The 25,506-nt window shown below is 67.0% G+C and carries 23 protein-coding genes; 7 read left to right on the forward strand and 16 right to left on the reverse strand.

The window, feature by feature from the left end; all coding sequences use genetic code 11:
- Positions 1-995 precede the first annotated feature (995 nt).
- Positions 996-1,586, reverse strand: coding sequence for a TetR/AcrR family transcriptional regulator (locus ABQE89_RS15715; protein ID WP_448418134.1), 591 nt, complete (start codon positions 1,584-1,586; stop codon positions 996-998).
- On the reverse strand, positions 1,576-2,592 hold the full coding sequence (locus tag ABQE89_RS15720) for a Rieske 2Fe-2S domain-containing protein (protein ID WP_448418136.1): 1,017 nt from the start codon (positions 2,590-2,592) through the stop codon (positions 1,576-1,578). The genes ABQE89_RS15715 and ABQE89_RS15720 overlap by 11 nt, the downstream gene beginning before the upstream one ends.
- A 186-nt stretch (positions 2,593-2,778) precedes the next feature.
- On the opposite strand from ABQE89_RS15720, the gene ABQE89_RS15725 reads away from it, so the two are divergent.
- A complete protein-coding gene (locus tag ABQE89_RS15725) occupies positions 2,779-3,459 on the forward strand; it encodes a TetR/AcrR family transcriptional regulator (RefSeq protein ID WP_448418138.1) in 681 nt (226 codons plus the stop codon).
- Between the two features lie 4 nt (positions 3,460-3,463).
- Here the strand turns inward: ABQE89_RS15725 and ABQE89_RS15730 are convergent, their stop codons facing one another.
- From ABQE89_RS15730 to ABQE89_RS15770, 9 genes are all read right to left on the reverse strand, one after another.
- Complete coding sequence (locus ABQE89_RS15730) at positions 3,464-5,053, reverse strand: AMP-binding protein (RefSeq protein WP_448418140.1); 1,590 nt, start codon at positions 5,051-5,053, stop codon at positions 3,464-3,466.
- The gene (locus ABQE89_RS15735) at positions 5,050-6,201 is read right to left on the reverse strand and encodes a thiolase C-terminal domain-containing protein (RefSeq protein ID WP_448418142.1); all 1,152 of its coding nucleotides are present in this window, start codon (positions 6,199-6,201) and stop codon (positions 5,050-5,052) included. The genes ABQE89_RS15730 and ABQE89_RS15735 overlap by 4 nt, the downstream gene beginning before the upstream one ends.
- The gene (locus tag ABQE89_RS15740; protein ID WP_448418144.1) at positions 6,201-6,647 is read right to left on the reverse strand and encodes a Zn-ribbon domain-containing OB-fold protein; all 447 of its coding nucleotides are present in this window, start codon (positions 6,645-6,647) and stop codon (positions 6,201-6,203) included. Before ABQE89_RS15740 ends, ABQE89_RS15735 begins: the two co-directional genes overlap by 1 nt.
- Positions 6,644-7,852, reverse strand: a complete 1,209-nt coding sequence (locus ABQE89_RS15745) for an amidohydrolase family protein (protein ID WP_448418146.1) — start codon at positions 7,850-7,852, stop codon at positions 6,644-6,646. Before ABQE89_RS15745 ends, ABQE89_RS15740 begins: the two co-directional genes overlap by 4 nt.
- A gap of 64 nt (positions 7,853-7,916) precedes the next feature.
- A complete protein-coding gene (locus tag ABQE89_RS15750; protein WP_448418148.1) occupies positions 7,917-8,720 on the reverse strand; it encodes an enoyl-CoA hydratase/isomerase family protein in 804 nt (267 codons plus the stop codon).
- Positions 8,717-9,622: an acyl-CoA dehydrogenase family protein gene (locus tag ABQE89_RS15755; RefSeq protein ID WP_448418150.1), complete on the reverse strand. Its 906-nt coding sequence runs from the start codon at positions 9,620-9,622 to the stop codon at positions 8,717-8,719. Before ABQE89_RS15755 ends, ABQE89_RS15750 begins: the two co-directional genes overlap by 4 nt.
- A complete protein-coding gene (locus tag ABQE89_RS15760; RefSeq protein WP_448418152.1) occupies positions 9,612-10,772 on the reverse strand; it encodes an acyl-CoA dehydrogenase family protein in 1,161 nt (386 codons plus the stop codon). Before ABQE89_RS15760 ends, ABQE89_RS15755 begins: the two co-directional genes overlap by 11 nt.
- Positions 10,772-11,869: a serine hydrolase domain-containing protein gene (locus ABQE89_RS15765; protein WP_448418154.1), complete on the reverse strand. Its 1,098-nt coding sequence runs from the start codon at positions 11,867-11,869 to the stop codon at positions 10,772-10,774. Before ABQE89_RS15765 ends, ABQE89_RS15760 begins: the two co-directional genes overlap by 1 nt.
- Positions 11,866-13,494 (reverse strand): AMP-binding protein, encoded by a 1,629-nt coding sequence (locus tag ABQE89_RS15770; RefSeq protein ID WP_448418156.1) that lies wholly within the window; start codon positions 13,492-13,494, stop codon positions 11,866-11,868. The genes ABQE89_RS15765 and ABQE89_RS15770 overlap by 4 nt, the downstream gene beginning before the upstream one ends.
- A 122-nt stretch (positions 13,495-13,616) precedes the next feature.
- Between ABQE89_RS15770 and ABQE89_RS15775 the strand changes: the two genes are divergently transcribed.
- Positions 13,617-14,288, forward strand: coding sequence for a hypothetical protein (locus tag ABQE89_RS15775; protein WP_448418158.1), 672 nt, complete (start codon positions 13,617-13,619; stop codon positions 14,286-14,288).
- Between the two features lie 26 nt (positions 14,289-14,314).
- Positions 14,315-15,112, forward strand: a complete 798-nt coding sequence (locus ABQE89_RS15780) for an enoyl-CoA hydratase/isomerase family protein (protein WP_448418160.1) — start codon at positions 14,315-14,317, stop codon at positions 15,110-15,112.
- 49 nt (positions 15,113-15,161) lie between these two features.
- Here ABQE89_RS15780 and ABQE89_RS15785 read toward each other — a convergent pair whose 3' ends face one another.
- A complete protein-coding gene (locus ABQE89_RS15785; RefSeq protein ID WP_448418162.1) occupies positions 15,162-15,992 on the reverse strand; it encodes a mycofactocin-coupled SDR family oxidoreductase in 831 nt (276 codons plus the stop codon).
- Between the two features lie 89 nt (positions 15,993-16,081).
- Here ABQE89_RS15785 and ABQE89_RS15790 point away from each other — a divergent pair, with 89 nt between their 5' ends.
- The 4 genes from ABQE89_RS15790 to ABQE89_RS15805 all read left to right on the forward strand — a co-directional run bounded on the left by ABQE89_RS15790 (position 16,082) and on the right by ABQE89_RS15805 (position 20,348).
- Positions 16,082-17,548, forward strand: a complete 1,467-nt coding sequence (locus ABQE89_RS15790) for an aldehyde dehydrogenase family protein (RefSeq protein WP_448418164.1) — start codon at positions 16,082-16,084, stop codon at positions 17,546-17,548.
- Between the two features lie 9 nt (positions 17,549-17,557).
- Positions 17,558-17,986, forward strand: a complete 429-nt coding sequence (locus tag ABQE89_RS15795) for an acyl-CoA thioesterase (RefSeq protein ID WP_448418166.1) — start codon at positions 17,558-17,560, stop codon at positions 17,984-17,986.
- Positions 17,987-18,000: 14 nt separating this feature from the next.
- On the forward strand, positions 18,001-19,599 hold the full coding sequence (locus tag ABQE89_RS15800) for a GMC family oxidoreductase (RefSeq protein WP_448418168.1): 1,599 nt from the start codon (positions 18,001-18,003) through the stop codon (positions 19,597-19,599).
- A gap of 242 nt (positions 19,600-19,841) precedes the next feature.
- Positions 19,842-20,348, forward strand: a complete 507-nt coding sequence (locus ABQE89_RS15805; RefSeq protein ID WP_448418169.1) for a nuclear transport factor 2-like protein — start codon at positions 19,842-19,844, stop codon at positions 20,346-20,348.
- 109 nt (positions 20,349-20,457) lie between these two features.
- Here the strand turns inward: ABQE89_RS15805 and ABQE89_RS15810 are convergent, their stop codons facing one another.
- The 4 genes from ABQE89_RS15810 to ABQE89_RS15825 all read right to left on the reverse strand — a co-directional run bounded on the left by ABQE89_RS15810 (position 20,458) and on the right by ABQE89_RS15825 (position 25,370).
- Positions 20,458-20,937, reverse strand: coding sequence for a nuclear transport factor 2 family protein (locus ABQE89_RS15810; RefSeq protein WP_448418171.1), 480 nt, complete (start codon positions 20,935-20,937; stop codon positions 20,458-20,460).
- On the reverse strand, positions 20,937-23,345 hold the full coding sequence (locus ABQE89_RS15815) for a CaiB/BaiF CoA transferase family protein (protein ID WP_448418173.1): 2,409 nt from the start codon (positions 23,343-23,345) through the stop codon (positions 20,937-20,939). Before ABQE89_RS15815 ends, ABQE89_RS15810 begins: the two co-directional genes overlap by 1 nt.
- A 70-nt stretch (positions 23,346-23,415) precedes the next feature.
- Positions 23,416-24,258: a hypothetical protein gene (locus tag ABQE89_RS15820; protein WP_448418175.1), complete on the reverse strand. Its 843-nt coding sequence runs from the start codon at positions 24,256-24,258 to the stop codon at positions 23,416-23,418.
- A complete protein-coding gene (locus tag ABQE89_RS15825) occupies positions 24,255-25,370 on the reverse strand; it encodes an amidohydrolase family protein (protein ID WP_448418177.1) in 1,116 nt (371 codons plus the stop codon). Before ABQE89_RS15825 ends, ABQE89_RS15820 begins: the two co-directional genes overlap by 4 nt.
- Between the last annotated feature and the right edge of the window lie 136 nt (positions 25,371-25,506).

Below are 25,506 nucleotides of genomic sequence, written 5' to 3' on the forward strand. Positions count from 1 at the left end.
GAGCACCCTGTCGACAGCATCGGCGCTGGCACCTGTCATGGGCCGCAAATCCTCCTGCAATCAACGCTTTGGCGGTCGTGCGAGTTGTGAATCTACAGACCCGCGACTGCGGACAAACCGTACACCACGCTTTTCGGCCGGAGCAACAACTTCGGCGTTTTAAACGCGCACCTCAGCGGGTGTAGAAGTTTTTACTGGTCGGTTTGCTCATCTGGTGTGCGACAGTAACGGCCGAACCGTCTCATCCGAACGCAAGTGAGAGCGACGCCCCGGAGTGGCGTGAAACCGCGCCTCCCCCCGCCCCCGCGATGGGCTATCAGCACAGTTGAGGCCTCATTTAAGGCGTAAAGCCAGCCACGTCTCGGCGGATCGTTCTCGACGATGCCCGAGGCCACCGACCCGACCGCCGTCGCGCGCTTCTGACTTACCTCGAATTTGCTGGGCAAGTTGAATTCGGCGCCTCGCCATTAAATGCACTTTGCGGGGCTGGAGGAATGGTGTCATCCCCGAACGAAAATGCATCCCGCACTTATTTACGCTTATTCTTTCGGCGCTATTATGGGAATTGAACCGGACTAAATAAATTGCACAGCAGATATATGGTGAATTCGACGCAGTGCCGAATTGGCGGAGACAACGTCGGGGTGCGGTCCGACGGCGCACCGCGCTTACTCTGTGGTGAGACGGGTCTCATCAGCGGTGCAAGCGCTCGTGAGCGGCAAACCCGGCGGTCGGCCACCCCCGCCGGACCGTCGTCGCCGCGGCCAAATAGCGGCCGTCGATAACACAACCGTGACCGATGAAATCGCGACGAGCGGCGTCTTTACCGCGCCCGGTACCCGGGAGTAACAGCGATTTCGGGTGACGCACTAGTATCCGTTAATGATCTATCTATATAGCTAATTCGATATCCAACTCGGTGAAAGTGTCGCACGCTTGTGTGCCCCTCCGAGGAAAACGTTTAGCGCTTCGACACCGTTGCTCGCCGGTCGAAGTCAGGCGACCAGTCGCCAGACCACCTCGGAGACCGCGGCCAGGATCTCGATGCGTGGCACCGCCGACGGCGCGTCGTGCTGCACCATCGACCACGACCGTTCGAGTAGGGCCATCACGGCGAGGCCGGTGGCTGCCGTGTCGGCATCAGGCGCTGTGGCGGCGATCTTGCCGAGGCGCTGACCGAGCGCGGTCGCGGCCCGGCGGTGCGATCGCACGACCGCCGCACGAAACGTCGAGTCGCCCGGCATGTCGTGCTCCGAGCGGATGACGAATGCACCGTTGCGGTCCAGATAGTCGAAGTACCGGTGCACCCAGTTGCCGATGGACTGCCGGGACAGCGGATCGTCGACGTCGCCGAGCGTCTCGATCACGTCCATCGCCTCGCGGTAGGTGGCCGTGCCGAGTTCGACGAACAACTCGGTCTTGTCGCGGAAGTAGTAGTAGAAGTTCGCCCGTGTCACATGCGCCAGATCCGTGATGTCCCGGATCGTGACACCGGAGAACCCCTTGCGTGCGAACGCTACTCGGGCGGCGTCCAGAATCGCCAGCCGTGTCCGGTCTGACTTGCGTGACGGTTCGTCAGGCGCCACGCCACGCAGATTCCGGGTAGAAGCCGCGTGCCCACGTCCGCAGCGCCGCGAAGCCCGCCGCCTCCGACGGGGCCAGCGCGGGTAGATCCATGTACACCTGGTGCTCCCAGATCCGGATGTCGTCGGGCAGCGCCGCCTTCGCGGCGTCGAGGCGTTCGGCGAAACCGTCGGTGTCGTCGCTGATCCAGTAGCCGGCGAAGATGTCCGAGGTGGTTTCGTCCACCGGTGTCGCGCAGATCGAGACGACCCGGATCCCGTCACGAGTGTGCTCACCGTTGAAGCTGACACCCAGCCCCGACCAATAGATCTCGATCGTGTTGAGGGTGTCGCCCGGCCGATCGGCACCGTCGGCCCACCGGTTGCCGAACCCGACCTTCGTCGACCACGTCGGATGGCCCTGCGATTCACGCAGCACCGTCGGGCTGATCGGGGTCTTGTGCACGAACCTGAAATGGTGTGGGTCGACGGCGTTCTCGGCGATGATCTGCGGGTGTACCTTGACCCGCTCGAAGCGGGTCCGGCACTGCTCGTCGAACGGGAAATAGCTCCTCGACGCCACATGGTCGCCGAGCACGGCAAAGGCGTCGGGCGCCTCCCAGGCCGGCTCGTTGCCGTCGACGTCGTGCCAGATGTAGATCGAGTCGTTCTTCTCGGCGACCGGATAGTGCCGGATCCGACGGCCTCTGTTCGGTCTCTTCTCGTAGGGGATCCGGACGTTTCGGCCCGCACCGTCCCAAACCCAACCGTGGAACGGACACTGGATTCCGTCGTCCACCACGCAGCCGCCGTGGGCAAGGCTGGCGCCGAGGTGCTGGCACTGCGCGTCCAGAACGCTGACCTGGCCGTCGGACCGCCGGAACGCCACCAGGTCACGGCCGAAGTAGCGCAGTGGGACCACCGCACGCTCGCCGATGTCGGCGCTCCACGCCACCTGGAACCAGCCCGTGGGCACCGGGCTGGGCAGCGTCGGTGCGGACGCCGATACGGATGTCACTGCCTGGGGCATCAAACCGCCTTTCGCCGCGTGTCATGTCGGACTCCACCCTAGAGCAGTTTTGACAAAACTGTCAAAAGTTGGAGGGTCGTGCGCGACCGGTCTTCGGTGCTACTTTCGATCCCACGGTGCGCGGAGGTGCGCCGCGCGGTGACGGGTCGCAGGAGGTCATGCGGTGACGTTCCAGGAAGCCGACCGTTGACCGCGGCGGAGTCCGTGGCCGATGACGGCACTGTCCGGGACCGATTGATCCGGGCCGCCGATGCCGAGATCGCCGAACGCGGCACCAGCGCCGTACAGATGGAGGCCGTGGCGCTGCGGGCCGGGGTGTCCCGCGCGACCGCGTTCCGCCAGCTCGGCAGCGTCAGCGACATGCTGATGCACGTCGGACTGCTGCGGGCGCGCCGGCATGTCGAAGCGGTGCATGCGTTGATGGCCGAGAAGACCGGGGCGTTTGCCAAACTCGAGGCGCTTCTGCTCTATTCGACGCGGGAGCTGCCGACCGATCCGTCCTTTTCGGCGCTCATCCCGCAGCGGGCGAAATCCGTCCGCAATCCCCGCGTGCACCGGATGACCGTCGAAGCGTTGGGCCCGTTTCTGGACGAGGGTTGGCGCAGTGGCGAACTGCGAGATGACGTGCCGACCGACGAGATCGTCGACTTCCTGCTGGAACAGCTGTACATCGCCGCGGAGGATCTCGACCGCTCCGACGCCGCGGTGCGCAGGCGCGTGCGCAATTTCATCATCCCGGCGCTGGCAGCACCCAGATCGTCGGTGACCGAACATATCTCGGTGGCAAACGAAGCCGACGAGGCGATCGCTACGGCCATCGCCGCGCTGACCAACCTCGCTGACCGCCTGCGGCAACAGCGGCGGTGACGAGTCAGCCCGAGTCGGCGTCGCGCAACTGCCTGCGCAGAATCTTGCCGGTCGCGGTCTTCGGGATGGCGTCGACGATCTCGATCTGACGTGGATACTTGTAGGCCGCCAGGCGTTCTCGGCAGTAGGCGATCAGTTCGTCGGGCGCGACCGAATGTCCGTTGCGCAGTGACACGTAGGCCTTGACCGTCTCGCCACGGTACTCGTCGGGAACGCCGACCACGCCCGCTTCGAGCACGGCCTCGTGGGTGTAGAGCACGTCTTCGACCTCGCGGGGCCAGACCTTGTAGCCGCTGGCCACGATCATGTCCTTCTTGCGGTCGACGAGATAGAACCATCCGTCGGCGTCGACGTATCCGACGTCGCCGGTGAGCAGCCACCCGTCGCGCATGGCCGACTTGGTCGCCGTCTCGTTTCGCCAATAGCCGGGCACGATCTGCGGTCCGGCGACCGCGAGCTCGCCCAGTGTGCCTGCGGCAACGGGCTTTTCATCGTCACCGAGCACGGCAACGCGGGCGCTGAGCATCGGCACTCCCACCGACAGGGCTTGGGTTTCCTCTTCGACGGGGGCCGTCGCACCCATGGGCACCGCGAGCACCGGTGAGGTGGTCTCGGTCATCCCGTAGACGTTGTGGATGTAGGTGCCGAACCGCCGCTGGAACCGCTCCGCCGTGGCGGCGGCCACCGGCGCACCTCCGGAGGCGATCTTGGTCAGGGAGGACAGGTCGTCGACGGAGACCTCGGGCGACTCACCGAGTGCGATGAACACCGTGATCGCGCCGACCGTGAATGTGGGCCGGTGCCTGCGGATCATGTCGAGCATCACCTCGACGTGAAACCGGTAGCACAGCACCAGCGTCGCTCCGGCCGCGACAGCACAGGCGATGTGGCCGCTGAGTCCGGTCACGTGAAACAGCGGTGCCACACCGAGCACCACATCGTCGCCGTCGAGGGCGAACCATTCGCGGTAGGCGTGCCCGCCGGTCGCCACGTTGCGGTGGGTGTTCATCGCGCCCTTGGGCGCGCCGGTGGTGCCCGAGGTGTAGGTGATGACCGCGACGTCGTCGGCGTCGACGGTGACCGGATCTGGCGTCTTGCCGCGGCGCGTCTCGACGAGTTCGCAGAAGTCCTGCGCGCCGGGCGGTGTCGCACAGCGGAGGGAGGGTAGAACTCGAGCGTCGCCGGAAGTCTGGAAGTCCAGGGCGCTGGTGGTGATCACCCGCCGGACCGGGGACTGCTCGAGCATCTCGGCAAGTTCGGGGGTGTGTAGTTCGTCGAGAGTGACCAGCACCGTCGGAGTCGAGTCGGCGAGCAGCTTGGCCACTTCCCGAGGGGTCAGCATCGGGTTGACCGCGACTGCGATGCCGCCGAGTTTCCACGTCGCGAACAGCGCCAGCACGTACTGCGGCACGTTCTGCAGGTACAGCGCGATTCGGTTGCCGCGACGAAACCCATTGTCGGCCAGCGCAACCGCGAACGCATCCGAAATGGCGCCGACCTCGCGGTAACTCAGGGTGGAGTCGAAGTAGGCCAGAAACGGGTGGTCTGGTCGAGATCGGGCGGCCGATCCGAAGTCGGCCAGGATGGTGGTCATGCGGTGTGCAGCGTCAAGCCCTGGGCGTTGAAGAAGAATCCGCCGGCGGTGATCAGCGCGCGACGCGCGTCGGGTACCTGACGCTCACCCGCGAGGCCCTGCAGTTGGTGCACGGCCTCACGGATGTGGCCCGACGCCTGGGTGGCGCCCTCGGACAGCGACCCGCCGTGCGGATTGACCGGAATCCGGCCGTCGATCAGCACCCGTCCCGCGTCGTCGTCCCAGTGTTGTTGCAGGAACTGGCCCGCCTCCCCCGGCTTGCACCATCCCGCGTTGTCGATCCAGTTCAGCGTGATCGGCGTGAACCCGTCATACGGGAAATACACGTCGATGTCGTCGATCCAGAAGTCGCTTTTGGCTTTCAGCGTCTCGATCACGACGTGCTGCCCGTGATGGCGCAGGCTCACGGTCTGGTCCTCTTCGTTGTGCGGCACCTGCCCGAGCACGGCGGCGTTGATGAGTACCGGTGGCAGCGCCATGTCCTTGGCCCGTTCGGTCGTCGTGACGATGAACGCGTCGGCGCCGTCGACGGCCGGGTCCATGTCGTAGAGGCACAACGGCTCCCGGATCATCGGTGCATCCAGATAGTCCGCCATCGACAGCGGTTCTTGCATCGCGGCGGCGGGATTGCGGCGCGCGTTGGACCGCGCGTTGACCGCCACCCGACCGAAATCCTCTCGGGTCAGGCCGAATTCGTGGATGTAGCGCGACGCCCAACCGGTGTAGCCGACGGACGCGGCCATGGTCTCGGGACCAGGCTGCGGATCGGTCAGGCCCGGGGTGGCGATCCTGCGGAACGGGTCCTTGAGCGCCGATCCGCTGTTCCACGGCGCACGGTAGGCGGCGTGATAGACCAGCCCCACCTCACACAGTCCGGCGTGGACGGCCGCCGCGGCGGTCGCGACGTGGTCCACCAGGGGAATGACGGGGTTGCCGAACCAGGTGAGTTCGGGAATTCCGAGCGTGGACTGCAACACCGCCGCCGACGGCCAACTGCCGCAGAGCCCGTCGACGTCGTCGCGGGTGATCCCGCACTTGGTGATGACGTCAATGCTCGCTTCGGCGGCCAGCGAGGCCTGGCTTCGGCCGCTGTTCCTGGCGACGAAACCGGTCGTGGACGCCCCCGCGATGGCGACCTTGTCCTTCATCACGATCTCCTCAGCTCGAAGACCGGCAGGGGGGCACCGCCGCGTTCGATCCAGGTCAGGCTCACCGGCGCGCCGATCGTGATGTCGGCGTTGTCGGCGTCGACGACGGTCGAGGTGAACCGCAGCCCCTCCTGCTCGGCGAGTTCCACGGTGACCACGGGGTAGGGCGTCGCGTAGTCGACACCCTCGGCGGCCGGGCCCCGGTGCAGGAAAATCGCCATGAAGATCACGCCGTCGCCGCTGACCGGTGTCGCTGTGATCCGCCACGACCAGCAGTCGGGGCAGACCGGTTTGGCCGGTGCATGCCAGCGACCGCAGTCCTCACACCGATTCACCAGCAACTCGCGACGCAACCGCCCGCGGTAGTGGGCGGCATTGTCGTGGGTGATCGGCTCACCCGGAAACCGTTGGACGAGTTCCTCGTCGGAGACCTTCGCAGTCGTCACGAGATCCCGCTGGACAGTTTCATACCGTTGTCGCGCAGGAAGTTGCGGCGGGTGACCTCGTCGAGCCCGTCGAGCCGGTGATAGAACTCGGCGGGTTCGCGCAGGCCCTCGGCATGGGGCCAGTCCGATCCCATCAACAGGGTCTCGGAGGTCTCGAGCTTCTCGATCAGCTCGGTGACGTCGTCCTCCGGGTACGGGACCACCCGGACGTGCCGCTTGAAGATCGCACTCGGTCGCTCGGTCAACTGACCGCCAAGCCACGGCCCGAGGCGGCCCATGCCGCGACTCTTGTCCATGTGGCGGATGAAGTGCGGCACCCACTCGGCGCCGAATTCGCTGACCAGCACCTTGATGTTGGGGAACCGGCCGAACAGGTTGTCGAAGATCAGTGCGGACAGGGTGTCGGTGATCGGCCGCTCGCCGTAGGTGTTCTGCCACTGCCACGCCGAGAACTGGAACGGCGGCCGCAACCCCCATCCCCACTGGGACGCGACGTTGGCCTGATAGTGGAATTCGGCGATGTGATAACACACCACCGCGCGCGCCTCGTTGATGCGGGCCCAGAACGGGTCGAAGTAGGGATCCCCCGGGCTGCGCCCGTAGGCCGGACCCGCGGGCACCACGATGAACCGCGCGCCGGCGTCGAGCACCCGGTCGAGTTCTGCGCACGCCCGGTCCAGATCGCGCATCGACAGCATCGCGGGGGCGTAGATGCGGTCCTGGTAGTTGAAGCCCCAGTCCTCGTCGATCCACCTGTTGAACGCTTCGATGTTGTCGTAGAGCGGATCGATGCCGTCGAGGTACTCCTCGGCCATCAACGCCCAGCCGCCAGGGTACATGATCGCGCGCTCCACCTGCTGTTCGTCGAGTTGACACAGGCGGGCCGCGCGGTCCAGATACTCCGGCTGCATCGGCTCGAAGAACCGTTCGGCGTCGGCGGCCTCACCCGACGACCGCTGCCGCAACATCTCGGCCAGCGACCCCGGCACATACGCCTGATCGAGGTCGTTCTCCAGTGCGGTGACGATCCGCTCGTTGGCCAGCAGAAGCTTGCGGCCCGACGGTGCGACGATCGGGCGAACCGCGGTGTCCAGCTTGGCTTTCGGCATGTGCCGGGTGAAGCAGTCCTCGGTCTCGTACGAGTGCTGGTCGAAGTCGGTCAGCTGGTACGGGAGTTCACCGACGGTGTTCTCGATCAGGGCCATCAGCAGCATCCTTCCTCGGTCGCTGACCCGACTATACAGGGTAAAGTTAAACGCCGGAACCGCCCTAGAACCCGGTGAACTTCGGTGGGCGTTTCTCCAGGAAGGCAGCCTTACCTTCGCCGGCGTCGGCGCTGGGTCCCACCCAGAGCACCGCCTGCTGCGCATCACCGAGCGACGAGTCAAGGGTGGACTCCATGCCGCGGCGCATCATCATCTTGACCGCCCGCAAGGCCAGGGGCGCTCCTGCGGCCAGCGCTCGGGCCAACTCCATGACGCGGTCGTCGAGTTCGTCGTCGGCGACCACCTCGGAGACCAGGCCCAACTGTTGGGCGGTGTGTGCGTCGTAGATCTCCGACAGCGCCACCATGCGATACGCCTTGTCGTAGCCCATGATTCGGGGGAAAAGCCAGGCGCCGCCCTCGTCGGGCAGCAATCCGGCGCGCGCGCTGGTGTCGCCAAGCCTGGCGCTGGCGGCGGCGATCCGGATGTCGCAGCACAGCGCGAACGTCAGTCCGCCGTTGACCGCGATGCCGTTGACCGCGCAGATCACCGGCTTGTCCAGCTTGTGCAGAGCGGTGACCACGGCGTGGGAGTCTTCGCGCAGTTCGCGGGCGCGGCCGATCTGGTGCTCGGTGTGCTGGTCGAAACCCGCGTCAGACGACACGTCGCCGCCCGTGCAGAAGCCGCGGCCGGTGCCGGTCAGCACCAGTACGCGGATGGAGTCGTCGAGGCGCACCGTGCGCACCGCGTCGAGGATCTCGGCGCACATCTGCGGTGTGTAGGCGCCCAACCGGTCGGGCCGGTCGATGGTGAGTCGCGCGACCCCCGGTTCGGTGATCTCGAAGCGGGTGTGCGGTGCGCCGGTCATCGGCCGGCCTCGGTCAGGAGTTGCTGACCGATGGCGGGGATCGCGTCCTGCCAGCCGCCGTAGAGCGCGTCGAGCACACGTGAGCGCGCCACGTAGGCACCGAGCGCGTGCTCCTGTGTCAGTCCGATCGCCCCGCACACCTGCATGCATGCGGCCGCGGTGGTGTCGGCCGCGGCGCCCGCGTAAGCCTTGGCCACCTGCGCATCCCACGCCGACCGGCTGTTCCAAGCGACATCGAGAAGCTCGCGCGCGGCCGACACCTGGGCGTAGGCGTCGGCCAGGCGATGACGTGGCGTCTGGTACGTCCCGAGGGGACGACCGAACTGGGTGCGCTGGCTGACGTGTTCGACGGCGAGATCGAGCATCGCGCCGGCATTGCCGACCAGTTCGGCACACAGGGCGCGGTGGGCCGCGGCGACCGCGGCCGGGTTGTCGATCGCGCATGTCTGCACGTCGTCGAGCGGGAGGTCGAGCCGGATCCGGCGCAGTCTGGACCGCGGTGAGAAACCGCCGATCGGGTCCGCCGACCAGGTCGCCACCACGAACGCCGAATCGCCGCTGTCGGGTACCAGGGCCGGCCGGTCCGGTGGCGTGTGCAGCACCACGCCGTCGACGACGAGCCGGCCCGCGGTGACTGTGCTGCGCGCGTGCCCGAGCGGGTGCACGACGACAGGCGCGTCGGCTACCCCGCCCGCAGCGGCGAGTATCACGTCGTCGAGGGCCGCCGACGCCGCGCCGGCTCGCCCCTGCTCGGTGAACAGCAGATCGACGGCGGCGGCTTCGTCGTCGGAAACCACGTCGTCCCAACCCATCTCGGTGAGCTCGGTGAGCAGGTCGGCGGTGTCGTCGGCGAACATGGCGCGAAGCGAGTCGCGCAGCAGGTCGCGGGTGTCAGCGTCCACGGGCGCCCTCCTTGGGCAGGTTCAGGATGCGGTCGGCGATGATGCTGTGCTGGATTTCGCGGGCGCCGCCGTAGATCGACGCGGCCCGCGAGTACCACCACTCCTCGCGCCACCGTGCGTCGGCGTCACCGATGAGGAACTCGGTGGGGCGCAGGCGCGCTGCCGCGTCGTAGACCTCCTGTTCGGCCGCCGACAGCAGTAGCTTGTCGACGCTCGTCTGGGCACCGACCACCTCGTTGGCGGCCAGCGCCCGCAGCGTCGACGACGTCCTGGCCCGCAGCGCGGCCAGCCGCAGATACGCCCGGCCGATCACTGCCTCGCCGCCCGGCGGCGTACCCGCGGTGTCCAGCGCCCCGATCAGGTCCTCGAGCCGGGCGGTGGCCGCCGCCATCCGCATCCACGCGTAGGTGCCGCGCTCGTACTGCAGCAGGTCCATGGCGACCGCCCAGCCGCCGTCCACCTCACCGATCACCCGGCTCGCGTCGACCACGACATCGGAGAAGAACGCCTCGGCGAGTTCCTCCTTGCCGCTGGCCAACGCGATCGGCCTGCGCTCGATGCCCTCGGCGTCGAGGTCGACGAGCAGCATCGTCAGGCCGCGGTGGCGGTCCTCGAGGGCACCGGTGCGGGCCAGCATGACCATGCGGTCGGCGCGGGCGCCGTAGGACGTCCACGTCTTCTGCCCGTTGAGCACGAAGGCACCGTCGTCGCGACGCCGCGCCCGGGTGCGCAGCGCGGCCAGGTCGCTGCCCGCCTCGGGTTCGGAGAAGCCCTGACACCACAGCTCGTCACCGCGCAACGCGGCCGGCAGCAGTTCGGCGGCCAGCGCGGGCGCGTGGTTGACGACCGCCGGGCCGACCACCTCGAGGACATACAGGTGGCTGGGAATCTCGTAGCCGCGCAGGGCAAGTCGCTCGAGAATCAGGCAACGCAGCGAGGACGGTCCGCCGACTCCGCCGACCGCTTCGGGCCAGCCGATGCGGATCCAGTCGCCGTCGTAGAGCCAGCGCATCAACTCCGCGGAGCGGGCGATCTGAGCGACGAGATCGCCGCCGGTGTCGCGCAGGTGGGCCAGGTCAACCTCGGCGTCGGTCAGCGCCGCGTCGAAGTCGCAGACCAGTGCGGTGGGGTCACCGGTGTCGAGTTTCATCAGCTGAACACGTCCGCGGCGAGGTTTCCGATGTTGATGATCCGGTTCAGACCGATTCGCGACTGTTCGTAGCCGGTGCTGGGGTACCCGTTGGTGAGAAACGCGAACGACAGCCCGGTGTCGGGGTCGGCGAAGCCGATCTGGCACGCCGCGCCGCCGTGGCCGAAGGTGCGCGGACTCGTTGCCGTCGGCAGGAAGCCGCGCGAGATCCCGTCGTCGCCCACCATCATGATGAACAGGCCGATGTTGCCCGGAACGCTGGGCGTGCCGCCGCGTTCGCCGGTCACCGGCAGCGTCACCCGAATGCGCGTCGCATCCTCGACCACCTCACGGCGCCACAGGTCCGACGACAGCAGCGCCTGATACCAGCCGGCGAGGTCACCGGCCGTGGCGACCATGGAATGACTCGGCTCGCCGGCGGCCAGAATCTCCGGTTCGGCGAGATACCAAGGCCCCCAGGCATAGACGTCGTCGTCGCTTCCGCCGTCGGTGCGTACGAACTTCGCGACGTCGTGCTGGCGGTCCAGCGGGGGGCCGATCTCGATGGAGTCCAGCCCCAGTGGCGTGGTCAACGTGTTCTGCAGGTATTCGCCGATCGGCGCTCCGGTGAGCCGCTCGCACAACTCGGCGATGATCCAGGCCGCCGAGGTCAGGTGGAACTGCAGTTCGGTGCCGGGTGCATAGGTGAGCCGCCACTTGGCGAACGCCTTGAGGCGCTCCTCGCGGTGCAGCATGTCGGGATACTTCAACGGTGCGAGCGGGAACCCGCCGACGTGGGTGACGACCTGTTCGACGGTGACGGATTCCTTTCCGTTGGTGCCGAACTCGGGAATGTAGGAGGCGACGGTTCGCGAGATGTCGAGCAATCCGTCGGAGATCAGCTTCCACAGCACACCGGCCACCACGCTGCGACCGGTGGACTGCAGCACGTAGCGGGTCGACGGCGTCGCATCGCCGAGCGTCTCGTTGACGTACTCCTCGCCGTTGACCTGCAGGGCGAACTGCGCCGACGGCAGGGTGCCGTTGTCCACCTCGAGCCGGCATCGGTCGATCAGCAGGTCCAGTCGTCGCTGGTCCGGTTTGACGCCCTGAGTCACTGTCGCTCCCCTGTATGTCGGCGCGCGGTCCACTGCTCGCGCAGTTCCGTCTTGCGTACCTTGCCCGCGGGTGTGCGCGGGAAGTCTTCTCGCTGCCAACAGATCTCCTCGGGCCACTTGTATTTCGCCAGCCCGGCGGCGGCCAGGTGTCGCTGCACCTGTTCCAGCGTCGGCACTGAGGCGTCCGGCGCGGGCCGGATGAACGCGCACGCGCGCTCGCCGGTCCTCGGGTCGGGTATGGCGATGACGGCGACGTCGGCCACCTCGCGCATGGACACCATCGCCGCCTCGACCTCAGCGGGGCTGATGTTCATGCCCGCGCGGATCACGATGTCCTTCTTGCGGTCGACGACGGTGAGGTAGCCGTCGTCGTCGAGGAAACCGACGTCGCCGGTGCGGTACCAGCCGTCCTCGAACGCGTCGGCGTTCAAGCCCTGATCGGTGTAGCCGCAGAACAAGTCGGGCCCGCGACTGCAGATCTCACCGCTAAAACCGGTCGGCAGCGGCCTGCCCTCGTCGTCGAGGATGCGGACCTCCACCCCGGCGCACAGCCTGCCGTCGGTGTGGGCGCGCTTGTCGACGGGGTCTGTCGGAATCCCCAACGCGATCGTCGGCTGCTCGGTGCACCCGTAGCCGTGCATGGCCACGATGCCCGCCTGCTGTGCCCGCAGCACCAACTGGGGCGGTACCGCGGCGCCACCGAGGGAGCTCATCTCGATGAGTTCGTGGTGACGGGGTGTGCAGTCGGGGTGGTCGAGCAGGCTGGTGAGAAACAGCGGGGCCCCGGTGCCCGCCGAGAGGCCCTGGGCGGCCATGAGGTCGAGAACGTCGCCGGCGTCCCAGTAGTCGAGCAGGTGGATCTCCTGGCCCAGCAACGGCGGAACGAGGACCGAGACGAGCATCCCGGTGACATGGGCGATGGGCGAGGTGCTGACCAGCGGACGGGTCCGCGCCGCCATCATCGGCGCCATGTGCATGCGCGTCTCGGCGCACATGCCCCGGTGGCTGGACATGACGCCCTTCGGCGAACCGGTGGTGCCGGAAGTCCAGCCGATCACCGCGGGCTGCGCCGGGTCCACTGCCGCCGGGTCGGCAAGCAGTGTCCCGGAGGTGAGTTCGGCGAAGCTCACCACCGCCGCAGGTGCGGGCGCGTCACCGACCGCGACGATCAATTCGACACACGACGGCACGAGCGCGTCGAAGGCGAACGGTCTGTCGGGCTCGTTCCACACGATCAGTGCACGGGCGCGCGACTCGCGCAGCGCGTGGTTGACCTCGCTGGGGCCGGCGGTGTGCCCGATCGGCACCAGCGTCGCGCCCGACAGCGCCAGTCCGTAGAACACCGCCGCCGCCTCGACGCTGTTGGGCAGGCTGTAGGCCACGGGATCACCGGCGGCGACGCCGCGCCGCGCCAGACCGGTCGCCAGGCGGCGGGCGAGATCGGTCACGTCAGCGAGGGTGCCGTCGAACGGCCGGTGCTGCGAGTGCACGCGGAAGGTGGTCGCCGCCGACCTCGCCAGCGCGTCGGCCAGCAGGGTGGGCAGCGTCCGATCGTCCCACCATCCTTGTGCGCGGTAGTGATCGCGCAACTCCGCGGACGTTTCGATGGTGTCCCACGGGCCCATTCGACGACTCCATCAAGTGTGATGCGATGTGCGGCCAGTGTCGCTCACCCGTCACTACGCCACCGGAACTATTAGCTATACACTGTACAATTGAGGCTCCTCCACTGCAAGGATCGACGACGATGACCGGAAAGCTCGTTTACCTGGCCCGGCGCAATCCGACACTCAGCCACGAGCAGTTCGCCAAGCGCTGGCTGAAGCACTCGGCGCACGTCGGCGCGGGGGCGCCCGGCGCACTGACCGAGATCCGCACGGCCCGTTACTGTCTGGTCCAATCCGGCGTCGAACACGCCAGCGACGAGTACGACGGCGTCGGGTTGCTGCAGTTACCGGGCCTGAACTCGATCCCGACGATGCACAAGGCGCTGATCGGCACGGAGGTCAGCCTCGCCGACGAACTGCGAACGTTCTCCACCTATGTCAAGGACTTCACGATCTACTGCGATGAAGAAATCGTCACCGACGCTGAGCCCTCGACTCATGCGGTGCTGCACTTCGTGCGTCGCTCCCCCGACATCGGACCGAGCGCCTTCGCCGACGCGTGGCGGGAGTACGCACGTCGACTCGCCCAATCACTCGACGGCGTCCTCGGCCGTCAGGTGCTCAACCATCTGATCGCGCCCGCACCACCGGGTTACGGATTCGACGGCGTCCACGAACTCTGGTGCGCATCGCCGGAGCAGGCCGCCGCGATCACCGCGGAACTGCATCGAGGCAGGGCCGACACCTCGGACTGGCTCTCGCCGAGGACCGGGGTGGTGCTGGCAACAGAGACCATTCTCAACTACCCGTAGCTTCGCATCCGGACTGAAAGGCGCACATGAACAACGACGTTTCCACCCCACCCGAGGCGCTCTACGGGTTCGGTGACGAACTACGCGTCACGGCCGACGGCCCGGTGCGGGTGGTGCTGTTGAACCGCCCCGACGAACTCAACGGCGCCAACCGCCCGATGCACCAGGCGCTGGGCCGGGTGTGGAGTCACCTCGAGGCCGACCCGGAGGCTCGGGTGGTGGTGGTCACCGGCGCCGGTTCGGTGTTCAGCGCGGGCGGCGACTTCGACTACATGCAGGAGAACATCGATGACGAGGCCATGCGCGCCGAGACCATCGCCGAGGGGCGCGCGATGATCCGCGGCATGGTGAAGTGTCCGCTGCCGGTCATCGCCGCGGTGAACGGGCCGGCGGTGGGGCTGGGCTGCAGCGTCGCCTTGCTGTGCGATCTCGTGCTGATGGCCGACGACAGCTTCCTCGCCGACCCGCATCTGCGGATGGGACTGGTGCCCGGCGACGGCGGCATGGTGTGGCCGGCGCTCATCGGGTTGTCGCGCGCCAAGGAGTATCTGTTCCTCGGGTCGCGGATCCCGGCCGACAAAGCGGTCGAACTCGGCTTGGCCAGCCGGGTGGTGGCCGCCGGAGAGTTGATGGACGAGGCGATGGCGTTGGCACACCGGCTGGCCACGGTGTCCCCCGCCGCGCTGCAGCGGACGAAGTCGGCGCTGAACGCCTATCTCGAACCGCAGTTGGACGGGGCCTTCGAACTGGCGCTGACCGGTGAGTTGGAGAGCATGGCCTCACCCCAGCACCGCGATGCCGTCGCCAAAGCGCGCAACAAATAAGCGATTTCGGCGTGACGAGTTGCGCCCAGCGCGACCGTACACGCCGAAATCACACTTTTGTGGCGCCCATATCCAGTGTCAACTGCGTTCCGGTGACGGTGCGCGACAGATCGGAGGCCAGCCACACCACCGCGTCAGAGATGTCGCCGGGTTCGGCGAGCACCAGATCGGGCAGCATGCTGCCGAACGACGCCAGATAGGACGGGTGCTCGCTGAGCATGGTGGCCGTCATCGGGTCCTCGGCCATCGGCGTCGCGACGCCCCAGGGGTGGATCGAGTTGACCCGGATGCCGTACTCGCCGAGTTCGATCGCGGCACTCTTGGTCAGGCCGACCACGCCGTGCTTGGCGGCGCTGTAGTGCGCCTGGCCGGGGAGCGACTTGATGCCCGCCACCGAGCTCACGGTGATGATCGATCCGCCGTTGCCGGCCGCGATCATGTGTGGCACAGCGGCTTTCATAGTCCGCCACACTCCGGTCAGGTTGATGTCGATCAGCGTGAGCCACTGGTCGTCGGGCATCTCCCAGAACCGTGCCCAGTTGCAGATCCCCGCGTTGGCCACCACCACGTCGAGCCGCCCGCCCAGGTCCGCGACCCCGGTGGCCACCGCGTCGGTGAGCGCGTCGGGGTCGCGGACGTCGGCGACGCGGGCGAAGACGGACGCGCCCTCGGCTTCCACCAGCCGGATGGTTTCGGCGAGGTCGTCCGCCGTGGCGGGCGGGTACGTGTTGGCCGAAGCGGCCGGGGCCGCGACGTCGATCGCGATGATCGCCGCACCCTGGCGCGCCAACCGCACGGCATGGCTGCGCCCCTGCCCGCGTGCCGCGCCGGTGACGAACGCGACCCTGCCGACGAGCATGCCGTCCGCATCTCGATTCATTGCTCACGCTCACTTTCGAGTGTTACTGTGTGGCCGATCACGTTACAGCGTAAGGTTGCCGTTCGGCAGCGGCGAGAAAGGTGGACCACATGGCCGAGCACGAGGGTCGACTCTTCATCGACGGCGAGTTCCGTGAAGCGCGTTCCGGTCGCCGCTACGACGTCATCAACCCCGCCGACGAATCGGTGGTCGCCACCGCGGCGGATGCTTCGGCCGAGGACGTCGACGACGCGATCTCCGCTGCACGCCGAGCGGCCGACGAGACCGACTGGAGCACCAATCACGAGTTCCGCCGACGCTGCCTCGAACAGCTGCAGGACGGACTGCGCAAGGAGATCGAAGAGGTCCGCGCCCTGGTGACCGCCGAGGCTGGCGTCTGCACCTCGGTGATCAACAGCCACGTCGACGTGATGATCGACGGGATGGACTTCTTCAACGACCTCACCACGTCGTTTCCGTGGGAAGAAGACCTGCCGCCCTACGAGATCCTCGGCTTCACGAGCAACCGCCGCATCCGGTACGAGCCCTATGGTGTGGTCGGCGCGATCACCCCGTGGAACGCACCGTTCATGACCGCGATCTGGAAGGTGCACCACGGACTCGCCACCGGCAACGCCCTCGTGCTCAAAAGCGCGCCGGACACCCCGCTGACCGGCGCTCGGCTGGCCCAGATCGCGGCGAACGCCACCGACATCCCAGCCGGCGTCATCAACACCATCAGCTCCGAGGACAAGGCCGTCGCCGGTGACGCGATGACCGCCGACCAGCGCATCGACCTGTACCACTTCACCGGTTCGCCCGGCGTGGGCCAGCGCATCGCCGAGCGGGCCGCCAACGGCATCCGGCACATCGTGCTGGAACTCGGCGGCAAGTCGGCCAACCTACTGCTGCCGGACGCCGACCTCGACATGGCACCCGGCCTCGGGGTCGCCATGTGCATGTCGAGCAGCGGTCAGGGCTGCGCGCTCGCCACCCGGATGATCGTGCACGCCGACATCTACGACGAGGTGCTGCAGCGGCTCGAAGCCATCGTCGGCAACCTGCCGTGGGGCGATCCCACCGATCCGGGAAACCTCGTCGGACCGATCATTCGCCTCGAGCAGCTCGAACGCATCGAGGGCCTGGTCGACCGCGCCCGCGCCGCGGGAGCGCGCGTGCTGTGCGGCGGAAAGCGCGGCGACCGCGACAAGGGATTCTGGTATGAGCCCACGGTTGTCGCCGACGTCGACGAGAACGCCGAGATCGCCCAGACCGAAGTGTTCGGTCCGGTACTCACCGTGGTCCGCTACGACGGCGACGACGACGAGGCGGTGCGGGTGGCCAACAACACCCGGTACGGCCTGTCGGCGTATGTGCAGTCGCGTGACGAGGAACGGGCGTGGCGGGTCGCGCACAAGCTGCGGGCGGGCACGGTGAACATCAACAACTCGTTCTATCTGTCCCCCGACGCGCCGTTCGGTGGCTGGGGCATCAGTGGTGTCGGCGTCGAGCACGGTGTCGCCGGATTCCGCGAGTACCTTCGGATCAAGTCCATTGCCAGCCCGACGAAGGCCTGACGCAGACGCGTGAGCGAACCAAACGGGCAGACGCGCGTCTCGAGGCCCGGAGTGGTCTATCGGGTCGATCCGCGATGGACGGATCTGGATCCGCGAGGGCACGTCACCAACAGCGTGTTCCTGGTGTACGCCGAGGAAGCGCGATCGCGCTTTCTCGCAGCCGTCGTACCCGAAGCGTGGAACCTGGTGGTCGTGGTGCACAACTCCGTCGACTATCACGACCCGGTGCTGGGCGACGACGTCGTGGAGGTCTCGTCCTACGTCGAGACGGTCGGCACCACGTCGCTGACCACTGTGAGCGAGATGAGCACGTCGCGGGGCCGCTGCGCGACGGTGCGCAGCGTGCAAGTGGTGTTGCGTGACGACGAATCGGGTTCGCGACCGTGGACCGATGCCGAACGGGCCGCACTGAACGGCGAGCTGGTAGAAGGGGTTTGACGATTTTGACCACCATGGCCGATTTCGACTACATCATCGTGGGCGCGGGTTCCGCGGGTTGCGTGCTGGCCAATCGGCTGTCCGCCGACCCGCGGATCTCGGTGTTGCTGATCGAGTCCGGGGGCAAGGACCGCAACCCGATGATCCGGATTCCCAAGGGCTTCGGAAAGATCCTCGGAGACGAAAAGCTCACCTGGCACTTCCCGGTGCGGCCGATCGGCCCGTCGAACAATGTCGAGGCCTGGGTGCGGGGCCGCACGCTGGGCGGTTCCAGCGCGGTCAACGGCATGGTCTACAACCGCGGCAGTCGCGCGGACTACGACGCCATGGAGGCCCTCGGCAACCCCGGTTGGGGCTGGGACACCATCCTGCCGATCTTCCGGACCATCGAGAACCACGAACTGGGTGCCGACGCGACCCGCGGCGCCGGTGGGCCACTCGATGTGTCCGTCGGTCCGCTACCGGAGGTATGCCGCGAGTTCGTCGATGCGGCACGGAATCAGGGGTGGTCGGTAACCGACGACCTGAACGCCAGCGACGACGAGCGCATCGGCCCCGCCGTGCGCACCATCAAGAACGGCCGGCGGGTCAGCGCCGCACACGCTTTCCTGCGGCCCGTGCGCAACCGCCCGAATCTGACCATCGCGATCGACACCACCGTCGAGCGCATCGATTTCGAGGGTGACAAGGCCGTCGGCGTACAGGCCAAGACGGCCAAGGGTCCGGTGACCTACACCGCGGCACGCGAGACCATCCTGTCGATGGGCAGCATCGCGACCCCGAAGTTGTTGCAGCTCTCGGGAATCGGCGACAGCAGCGAGCTGCGCAGGCTGGGCATCGACGTGCGGGTGGACAGCCCCAACGTCGGCCGCCGGATGCGCGAGCACCGCTGCGTGGCGCTACAGTACCGGCTCAACCGCAACCTCGGCTACAACAAGCGGTTGGCGACGGCCGCGCAGCAGGCCCTGACCGGGGTGCAGTACCTGGCCACCCGCAAGGGACCGCTGGCCACCGGCGCCTATGACGTCGTCGGCTTCTTCAAGACCTCACCGGAACTCGACCGCCCGGACGCACAACTGCTGATGGCCCCGTTCTCCGCTGCACCGTTCGAGGCCGGCGGGGAACTCGGTCTGGAACGCGAACCGGGCATGCAGGCGATCGGATACGTGCTTCGCCCCGACAGCGAGGGACACGTCGCGATCACGTCTGCCGATCCGAACGCACCGCTGGACATCGACCCGAACTTCCTCACCACCGACCATGACCGCAAGGTCGTTTCGGCGCTGTTCCGGACCATGCGCGCCCTGTTCGAGCAGTCCCCGATCGCCGACCTCATCGTCGAGGAGACCCGGCCGGGGCCCGCCGTGCAGTCCGAGCAGGACATCGTCGACGCCGCACTGGATCACGGCTACTGCGGATACCACGCGGTCGGCACCTGCGCGATGGGCCCGTCCGACGACGACGTCGTCGACCCAACCCTGCGGGTTCGAGGTGTCGACGGTCTGCGGATCATGGACTGCTCGGTGATGCCGACGATGGTGTCGGGCAACCTGAACGGCCCCGCGATGGCGATGGCGTGGCACGCCGCGGACCTCATCCTGTCCGAGGCCTAGCCTCGCGCCGAACGTTGATTACCGCTCGAGAATCTTTTGATTTCTCGAGCGGTAATCAACGTTCGGCCGTGAGGCCGGTGACGCGCCTACGCCCGCAGACCATCGCTCCCGTTTCGCAGACTGGCCGCGGCACGGCCTTCATTTCCAATGCGGCGGTGTCCGTGGACGTGACTTGTCCAGAATTGTTGTCGGCCTATTGAATTCGCACGTCTTTCCGAGCCTAACCGACTACGATGGTGGCGATGGACGACCTGGCGGAGAATCCCGACGGCCATGGAATGGCCGTCGACAAGTCGGACCATCGACGCGCTGTTGTCGCACTCGCATGGCGCCCGTGGGAGTTGATTGGCGCTGGTCGCGTCGAGGATGGTTTGGCGGTGCTAGATGACGGCGGGACATGGTGGGAAATGGCCGGCCGGGTCGAGCGGCCGATGGCGCTGATGAAGCAATTGCTAGCCGAGATCTTGTCCGTCGTACCGATGACGTTCGAACTGGTCGACGCGATCGTGGAGGAGCATCGCGTGGCCCTCATGGTCGAAAGCCATGGCAGCGTGGACGCCGACACCGCATACAACAATGTGTATACCTTCATCACCGATGTCGACGTCGACCGGCAAGTCATCGTCGCGGTGCGCGAATACGTAGACACCTTCCACGCTGCGACCGTGCTTCTGCCGACGGTCTCTCGTGTCATCGGCGCCCGGGGCGGCGCCTCGGCGCTGACGCAGGTGCTGGGAAACGCCCAATAACGTCCAACCTATGCGCCGTCATACCCTGTCCGACACCTAGCCTCGCGCCGAACGTTGATTACCGCTCGAGAATCTTTTGATTTCTCGAGCGGTAATCAACGTTCGGCGCTTAAGGACCGAGCGTCGGTGGATCCAGCGGTATCGCTCGACCCGTGAGGCCCTCCGGCTTGCCGATCGTCTTGGGCAGCAACGTCCTCCGCGCAAACCGCCAACCGTCCGAAGTGCGCACGCACACGTCGTCGTAGACCCCGAGGAACTGGATCGGTCGCCCGTCCGAACGACGCCGCGCCCACTCGGTGATCGGAAATCGAGCACGTGCCGTGTCGCCGTCGACGGTCACCAGGCCCAGATGCACAGTCTGGAACACGAACTCCAGATCCGCGCAGGTCTTCGTGATGGTCTCGGTGACCGCCGCCCGGCCGATCGCCGGTGGGGTTGTCGGCGAATGTAGTTCGCCGTCCTCGGCATAGGTCATACAGGCCTCGGCGATCTCACCGCGCGAAACCGCCTCGGCGTATGCGGCCGCGAGGTGGTTGACGGCGACGACGTCGCACGCCTCCTGCACGGACCGCAGTTCGCGTGCCAGCATCAGGCGGGAGGAATGATGGCGTTGAGCTCTTCGAGCTTGGTGATATCGGCCTCGCTGTAGCCCAGTTCGGTGAGTATCGCCCGGTTGTGCTGGCCGCGCAGGCACGGCGGCGCCACTCGGCCGGGGGTCTCCGAGAACGCGACCGGCGGTGCGGCACGGACCATCTCGCCGAACACCGGATGCTCGGCGACGATGGTCAGCCCCGTCTCGCGCAGCACCGGGTCATACACGGTGAAGATGGGCTGGCCCAGCAGATTCACCTCCACGCAGCCGACACCGGCAGCCGACAGCTCCGATTCCCATTCGGCCGCGGTCTTTTCGGTGAACCGGGCGGCGAGCAATCCCTGAAGTTCGTTGTCGTTGGCCGCGCGGCTCTGCGCGGAGGCGAACCGTTCGTCGGTGGCCAGTTGGGGCGCTCCGAGCGCGGCGACCAGCGCGGCAAATTCCTTGTCGGACCGGGCCGCCAGGCATACCCAGCCGTCGCCGCTGGCCGCGTACAGTCGATCAAGCGCGCCCGTCCCGTAGTACTCGTCGTCGCACAGCGCGATCGGCGGTTTGCCGTCGTAGGTGCAGAAATCGTCGGAATAGGCCCAGGCGTTGCCGCCGATCATCGATGTCCTCATGAACTGCCCGACACCGGTTCTGCGCTGGTGGTACAGCCCCAGCGACAGCGCCGCCAGCAGTGCCAGCGCCGCGTTGCTGTCCCCGTCGACGAGCATGTTCAGCCGGGGTAGCACCACCGCCTGCAACTCCATCACCGAGAAGCCTTCGCTTTGTGCGGGATCGATCCAGTAGCCGACCTGGCGCCCGAAGCTTCCCGCGACGGTCTGGGCAGCCTGCGCATACAGCGCGCGGTGCGCGTACGGGCCGTCGGTGCCGTAGCCGGCGGCGTGCACGTAGAGCAGGCGCGGATTGATCTCGGCGAGTTCCTCGTAGCCCAAACCCCACTTCTCGGCCACCCCGGTGCGGAACCCGTTGACGAACGCGTCGGCCTTCGCCACCACCTGCTGCGCCACTGCGCGGCCTTCGGCGGTGCGCAGGTCGACCGACAAGCTCTCCTTGCCCGCGGTGGTCTTGGTGCTCGCCACCTCGGGTCCGAACGAGTTTCGGTGCGGGTCCCCGCCGGCGTCCTCGATCTTGATGACGCGGGCGCCGAGGGCGGCCAGCATCGCGGTGCCGTAGGGCATGGCGTAGAAGCAGCCGAATTCGACGACCGTGATGCCCTCGAAGGGATGCTTGGGCGCCGGCGCCCCACCCGCCGGGACGTCGTGGGCCACCAGGGGTCCCTCGTTGGCACCGAGTTCAGGCGCTGACTTTGTCGGGCCGATCGGGGTCTTCGCGAAGTGGCCTACGGGCCCGACCTGACGAATCGCGCCCTTGACCGGGTCGTCGACGGTCACCACGTCACCGTTGTGCACGACCTGCGGGTGGGCCAGCCCCTCCTCACTGGTGACCGCCACCTCGAACGCGACATCGGGGCTGGCCTCCAGCAGCGGCAGCCAATGGTCGAGATCCTTTTCCCGGAACGCCTCCAGCAGCAGGTCCTCCCATTCCTGGGCGTCTTCGGCATTCGCGAATGTCGGCAAGCCCGCGAAGCGAGGATCCTCCAGCACGTGCCCGATCCCGGCGACCTCGCACAACGCCTTGCCCTGATGCGGCAACATCGTCGAGGTCTGCACGAACCGGCCGTCCCTGGTGGCCAGCAGCACGCCGAACCTGCTCGCCGACATCGCCGCCCGCGCATCGGAGCTGGGCTTCTCGCCACGTTTGGCCATCACCTGCACGACCGTCGACACGAAGTAGTCGATCGGATCCAGACCCGCCACCAACGTCGAATCCAGTGCCTGTCCACGCCCGGTCTCATCGCGCACCAACAGCGCGCCCAGAACGCCCGCGACCGACTGCATCGCCGCACCGAAACTGCCCCACGGCACCGGGAACATGATCGGACCTTCGCGGTGGGCCCAACTGCCGCGAGCCCACAGACCGGCCTTGGCCGCGACCAGCGAGTCATAGGCCTTCAATCCGGCGTACGGGCCGGTGTGACCGAAACCCGTTATCGAGCAGTGAATCAGCCCGGGATTCGCCGCACACAGGTCGTCTCGGCCTAACCCCCACTGTGCCGTCCGCCCCGGCGCGAACCCCTCGATGACGACGTCGGCGTTCAGCGCGAGGTCTCGGAATGTCTGTTGCCCTTCCGCGGTACGCAGGTCGGCAACCAGACTCTCCTTGCCCCGGTTCCACACCAGGAAACCGTTGGGATTGTCGCTGCGCAGCCGGTCACCTTGTGGGGGCTCGACTTTGACGACTCTGGCGCCGGCATCCGCGAGCACCATGCCGGCCATCGAGGCCGCTGCGCTTCCCGAGCCGATTTCGAGCACGTTCAGTCCGGTGCAGATCGCCGCCACCAAGGCCTCCTTGCCGTCGAGTAACGAACACCAATTTTACAGCATAAAGTTATGTACGTCACAAGGGGCGTCAGCCATACATCCGCATGCGCACGTATGTCGCGGCGATCAGGCGGTCGCCGCGACCGGCATCGCGCAGTTCGACCCGGCAGCCCATTGAGTCGCCTTCGATCGCGGTGAACACCGGGACCGCGAGGAACGGGCCCACCCGGCCAGGAGCGACCACCGTCATCGCGAGATGCTCGACGACCAGATCGGAGGTGCCCAGCTCCTCGGCCGCACAGTGCAGCGCGACGGCTTCGGTCACCACCAGCATCGGGCTGTGGTGCAACCACTCCACCCCGACCTCGAGGGGCAGCCGGGGAATCTCCACCGTGTGGCCATCCCGGCGGCGTCCGGAGTAGGCATGCCACAACGGCGGCAGACCAACCCAATCAGGCTCGGTCGGCGCGGGCCGCGGGAAGCAGAACCGGTGCGGGGCGTGGCCGAGCACCGCCCAGTTCGCGGTGCCGAAGCCGATGTGCCGGCCGGGGTCGTCGGCGTCACAAATCCGGGCCTCGGTGAAGAGCTGCGACTGCATCTCGGTGGTGACCCGGCCCGCCAGACGGGCCCGACGCGTGTCCATGGCGCAATCGACGATGTCGACGTCGACCTGCGTGACCGCCTGCACACGCATGGACTCCACGTTGGCGGTGGCGGTGTCGAGCATCGCGATCGCCAGCGGCGACGCCAGCACGGCACCCGCGGCCGTGCGCAGGTCCGACCGTAGTTCGAGCACGTTCTCGGCGCTCGTCGAATCGACGACCCGCGGCCGCGACCCGAGGTAGGCGTAACTCATCAGCACGCCACGGGTGGCGGCCCAATCACTCTGCGGATCGGGCGTCGGGCGGCGCGCCGCAGCGGTATCGGTCACCGCGTGGCGGCGCCGTCCAGATCGGGCACGGTGAACAGTTCCTCGAAGGTTCCCCGCAGAACCCGGTCCTTGATCTCCGGATCGATTCCGTCGAACAACCCGTGCAACGTCTCCTGGGTGTGCCCGTAGGTGCCCTCCAGATGCGGGTAGTCGTCCCCCCACATCACGTTGCGGTATCCGGTGCTTTCGAGGATCTGCACGGCGCTGACATCGTGCTGGAACGACGCATAAACCTGTTGGCGGATGATCTCACTTGGCAGCCGGGATAGTTTGGGGCGCACCATCATCCCGTGTTGGCGGTAGGCCTCGTCCATCCGGTCGGCGATGGCCGGAACCCAGCCCGCGCCTCCCTCGGCGATCAGCACCTTCAACTCGGGATGGCGGTCGAGCGCACCACCGGCGACCAGATGCGACACCACCCGCATGCCCGGGTAGGTGGTCTCCATGTAGTTGACCACCGCACCACCGGGACCGCGATAGACGACGTTCTCGCCGCCCGTCCCGATGTGGTACGCGAGCACGATGTTGTTGGCCTCCGCGGCAGCCCACAGCGGCTCCCACAGATCGAATCCCCACTCCTTTTCCTCGGGCATTTTGCACGGCAGGAAAATGGCCTGGAAGCCTTGCTCTGCCGCCCATTCCAGTTCCGCGACCGAGTCGGCGACATCCGTCAACGGCACGATCGCCGGTGTGAAAATCCGCTTCTGCCAGGACATCACGTCGTCGCGCGCCCACTCGTTCCACGCGCGGGCGACCGCTCGGGCCAGCTCGGGATCCTCGACATCCACTGACCAGAATCCGGTGGAGGGGAACGCCAACTGGCATTGCACCCCCTCTTGGTCGAGGTCACGAAGCCGTACGGCGATATCGGATGCGCCGGGCGGACGGAACGAGTCCAGAAAGTCGTTGAGCATCCGGTTGCGCTGTTGGCCGTCGACGTAGATCGTCTCGTACTTCTCCCCGCGCTCGGTGCGCGGTGCACGATCGGCCAACCGCTTCGGCAACCGCGTCGTCCAGAGATCGTCGGGTTCCAGCACGTGGGAATCACCCGAGTGCGCCCAGATCTTTTCGCGTTCGGCGGTCTCGCGTGAACGTTCGGCAACCTGGGTCATGGTTGAAGGCTCCTTCGCATTGCGCATCACGGCGGCTGGCATTGACCTTACACTGTAACGTTGATGCGGCCAAGAGGTACTGCCTGGGTATTTCATCCCACGTAGCCGAGCGTCGGTGATCTAACATCAATGCGGC

Source organism: Mycolicibacterium sp. XJ1819, from assembly GCF_053483675.1.

Coding starts and splice junctions, on each gene's coding strand:
- ABQE89_RS15790 (WP_448418164.1), top strand. CDS start 16,082: ATGGCCGAGCACGAGGGTCGACTCTTCATCGACGGCGAGTTCCGTGAA.
- ABQE89_RS15775 (WP_448418158.1), top strand. CDS start 13,617: ATGACCGGAAAGCTCGTTTACCTGGCCCGGCGCAATCCGACACTCAGC.
- ABQE89_RS15760 (WP_448418152.1), bottom strand. CDS start 10,772: ATGAAACTCGACACCGGTGACCCCACCGCACTGGTCTGCGACTTCGAC.
- ABQE89_RS15720 (WP_448418136.1), bottom strand. CDS start 2,592: ATGCCCCAGGCAGTGACATCCGTATCGGCGTCCGCACCGACGCTGCCC.
- ABQE89_RS15805 (WP_448418169.1), top strand. CDS start 19,842: ATGGACGACCTGGCGGAGAATCCCGACGGCCATGGAATGGCCGTCGAC.
- ABQE89_RS15810 (WP_448418171.1), bottom strand. CDS start 20,937: ATGCTGGCACGCGAACTGCGGTCCGTGCAGGAGGCGTGCGACGTCGTC.
- ABQE89_RS15825 (WP_448418177.1), bottom strand. CDS start 25,370: ATGACCCAGGTTGCCGAACGTTCACGCGAGACCGCCGAACGCGAAAAG.
- ABQE89_RS15800 (WP_448418168.1), top strand. CDS start 18,001: ATGGCCGATTTCGACTACATCATCGTGGGCGCGGGTTCCGCGGGTTGC.
- ABQE89_RS15770 (WP_448418156.1), bottom strand. CDS start 13,494: ATGGGCCCGTGGGACACCATCGAAACGTCCGCGGAGTTGCGCGATCAC.
- ABQE89_RS15785 (WP_448418162.1), bottom strand. CDS start 15,992: ATGAATCGAGATGCGGACGGCATGCTCGTCGGCAGGGTCGCGTTCGTC.
- ABQE89_RS15730 (WP_448418140.1), bottom strand. CDS start 5,053: ATGACCACCATCCTGGCCGACTTCGGATCGGCCGCCCGATCTCGACCA.
- ABQE89_RS15750 (WP_448418148.1), bottom strand. CDS start 8,720: ATGACCGGCGCACCGCACACCCGCTTCGAGATCACCGAACCGGGGGTC.
- ABQE89_RS15735 (WP_448418142.1), bottom strand. CDS start 6,201: ATGAAGGACAAGGTCGCCATCGCGGGGGCGTCCACGACCGGTTTCGTC.
- ABQE89_RS15780 (WP_448418160.1), top strand. CDS start 14,315: ATGAACAACGACGTTTCCACCCCACCCGAGGCGCTCTACGGGTTCGGT.
- ABQE89_RS15745 (WP_448418146.1), bottom strand. CDS start 7,852: ATGGCCCTGATCGAGAACACCGTCGGTGAACTCCCGTACCAGCTGACC.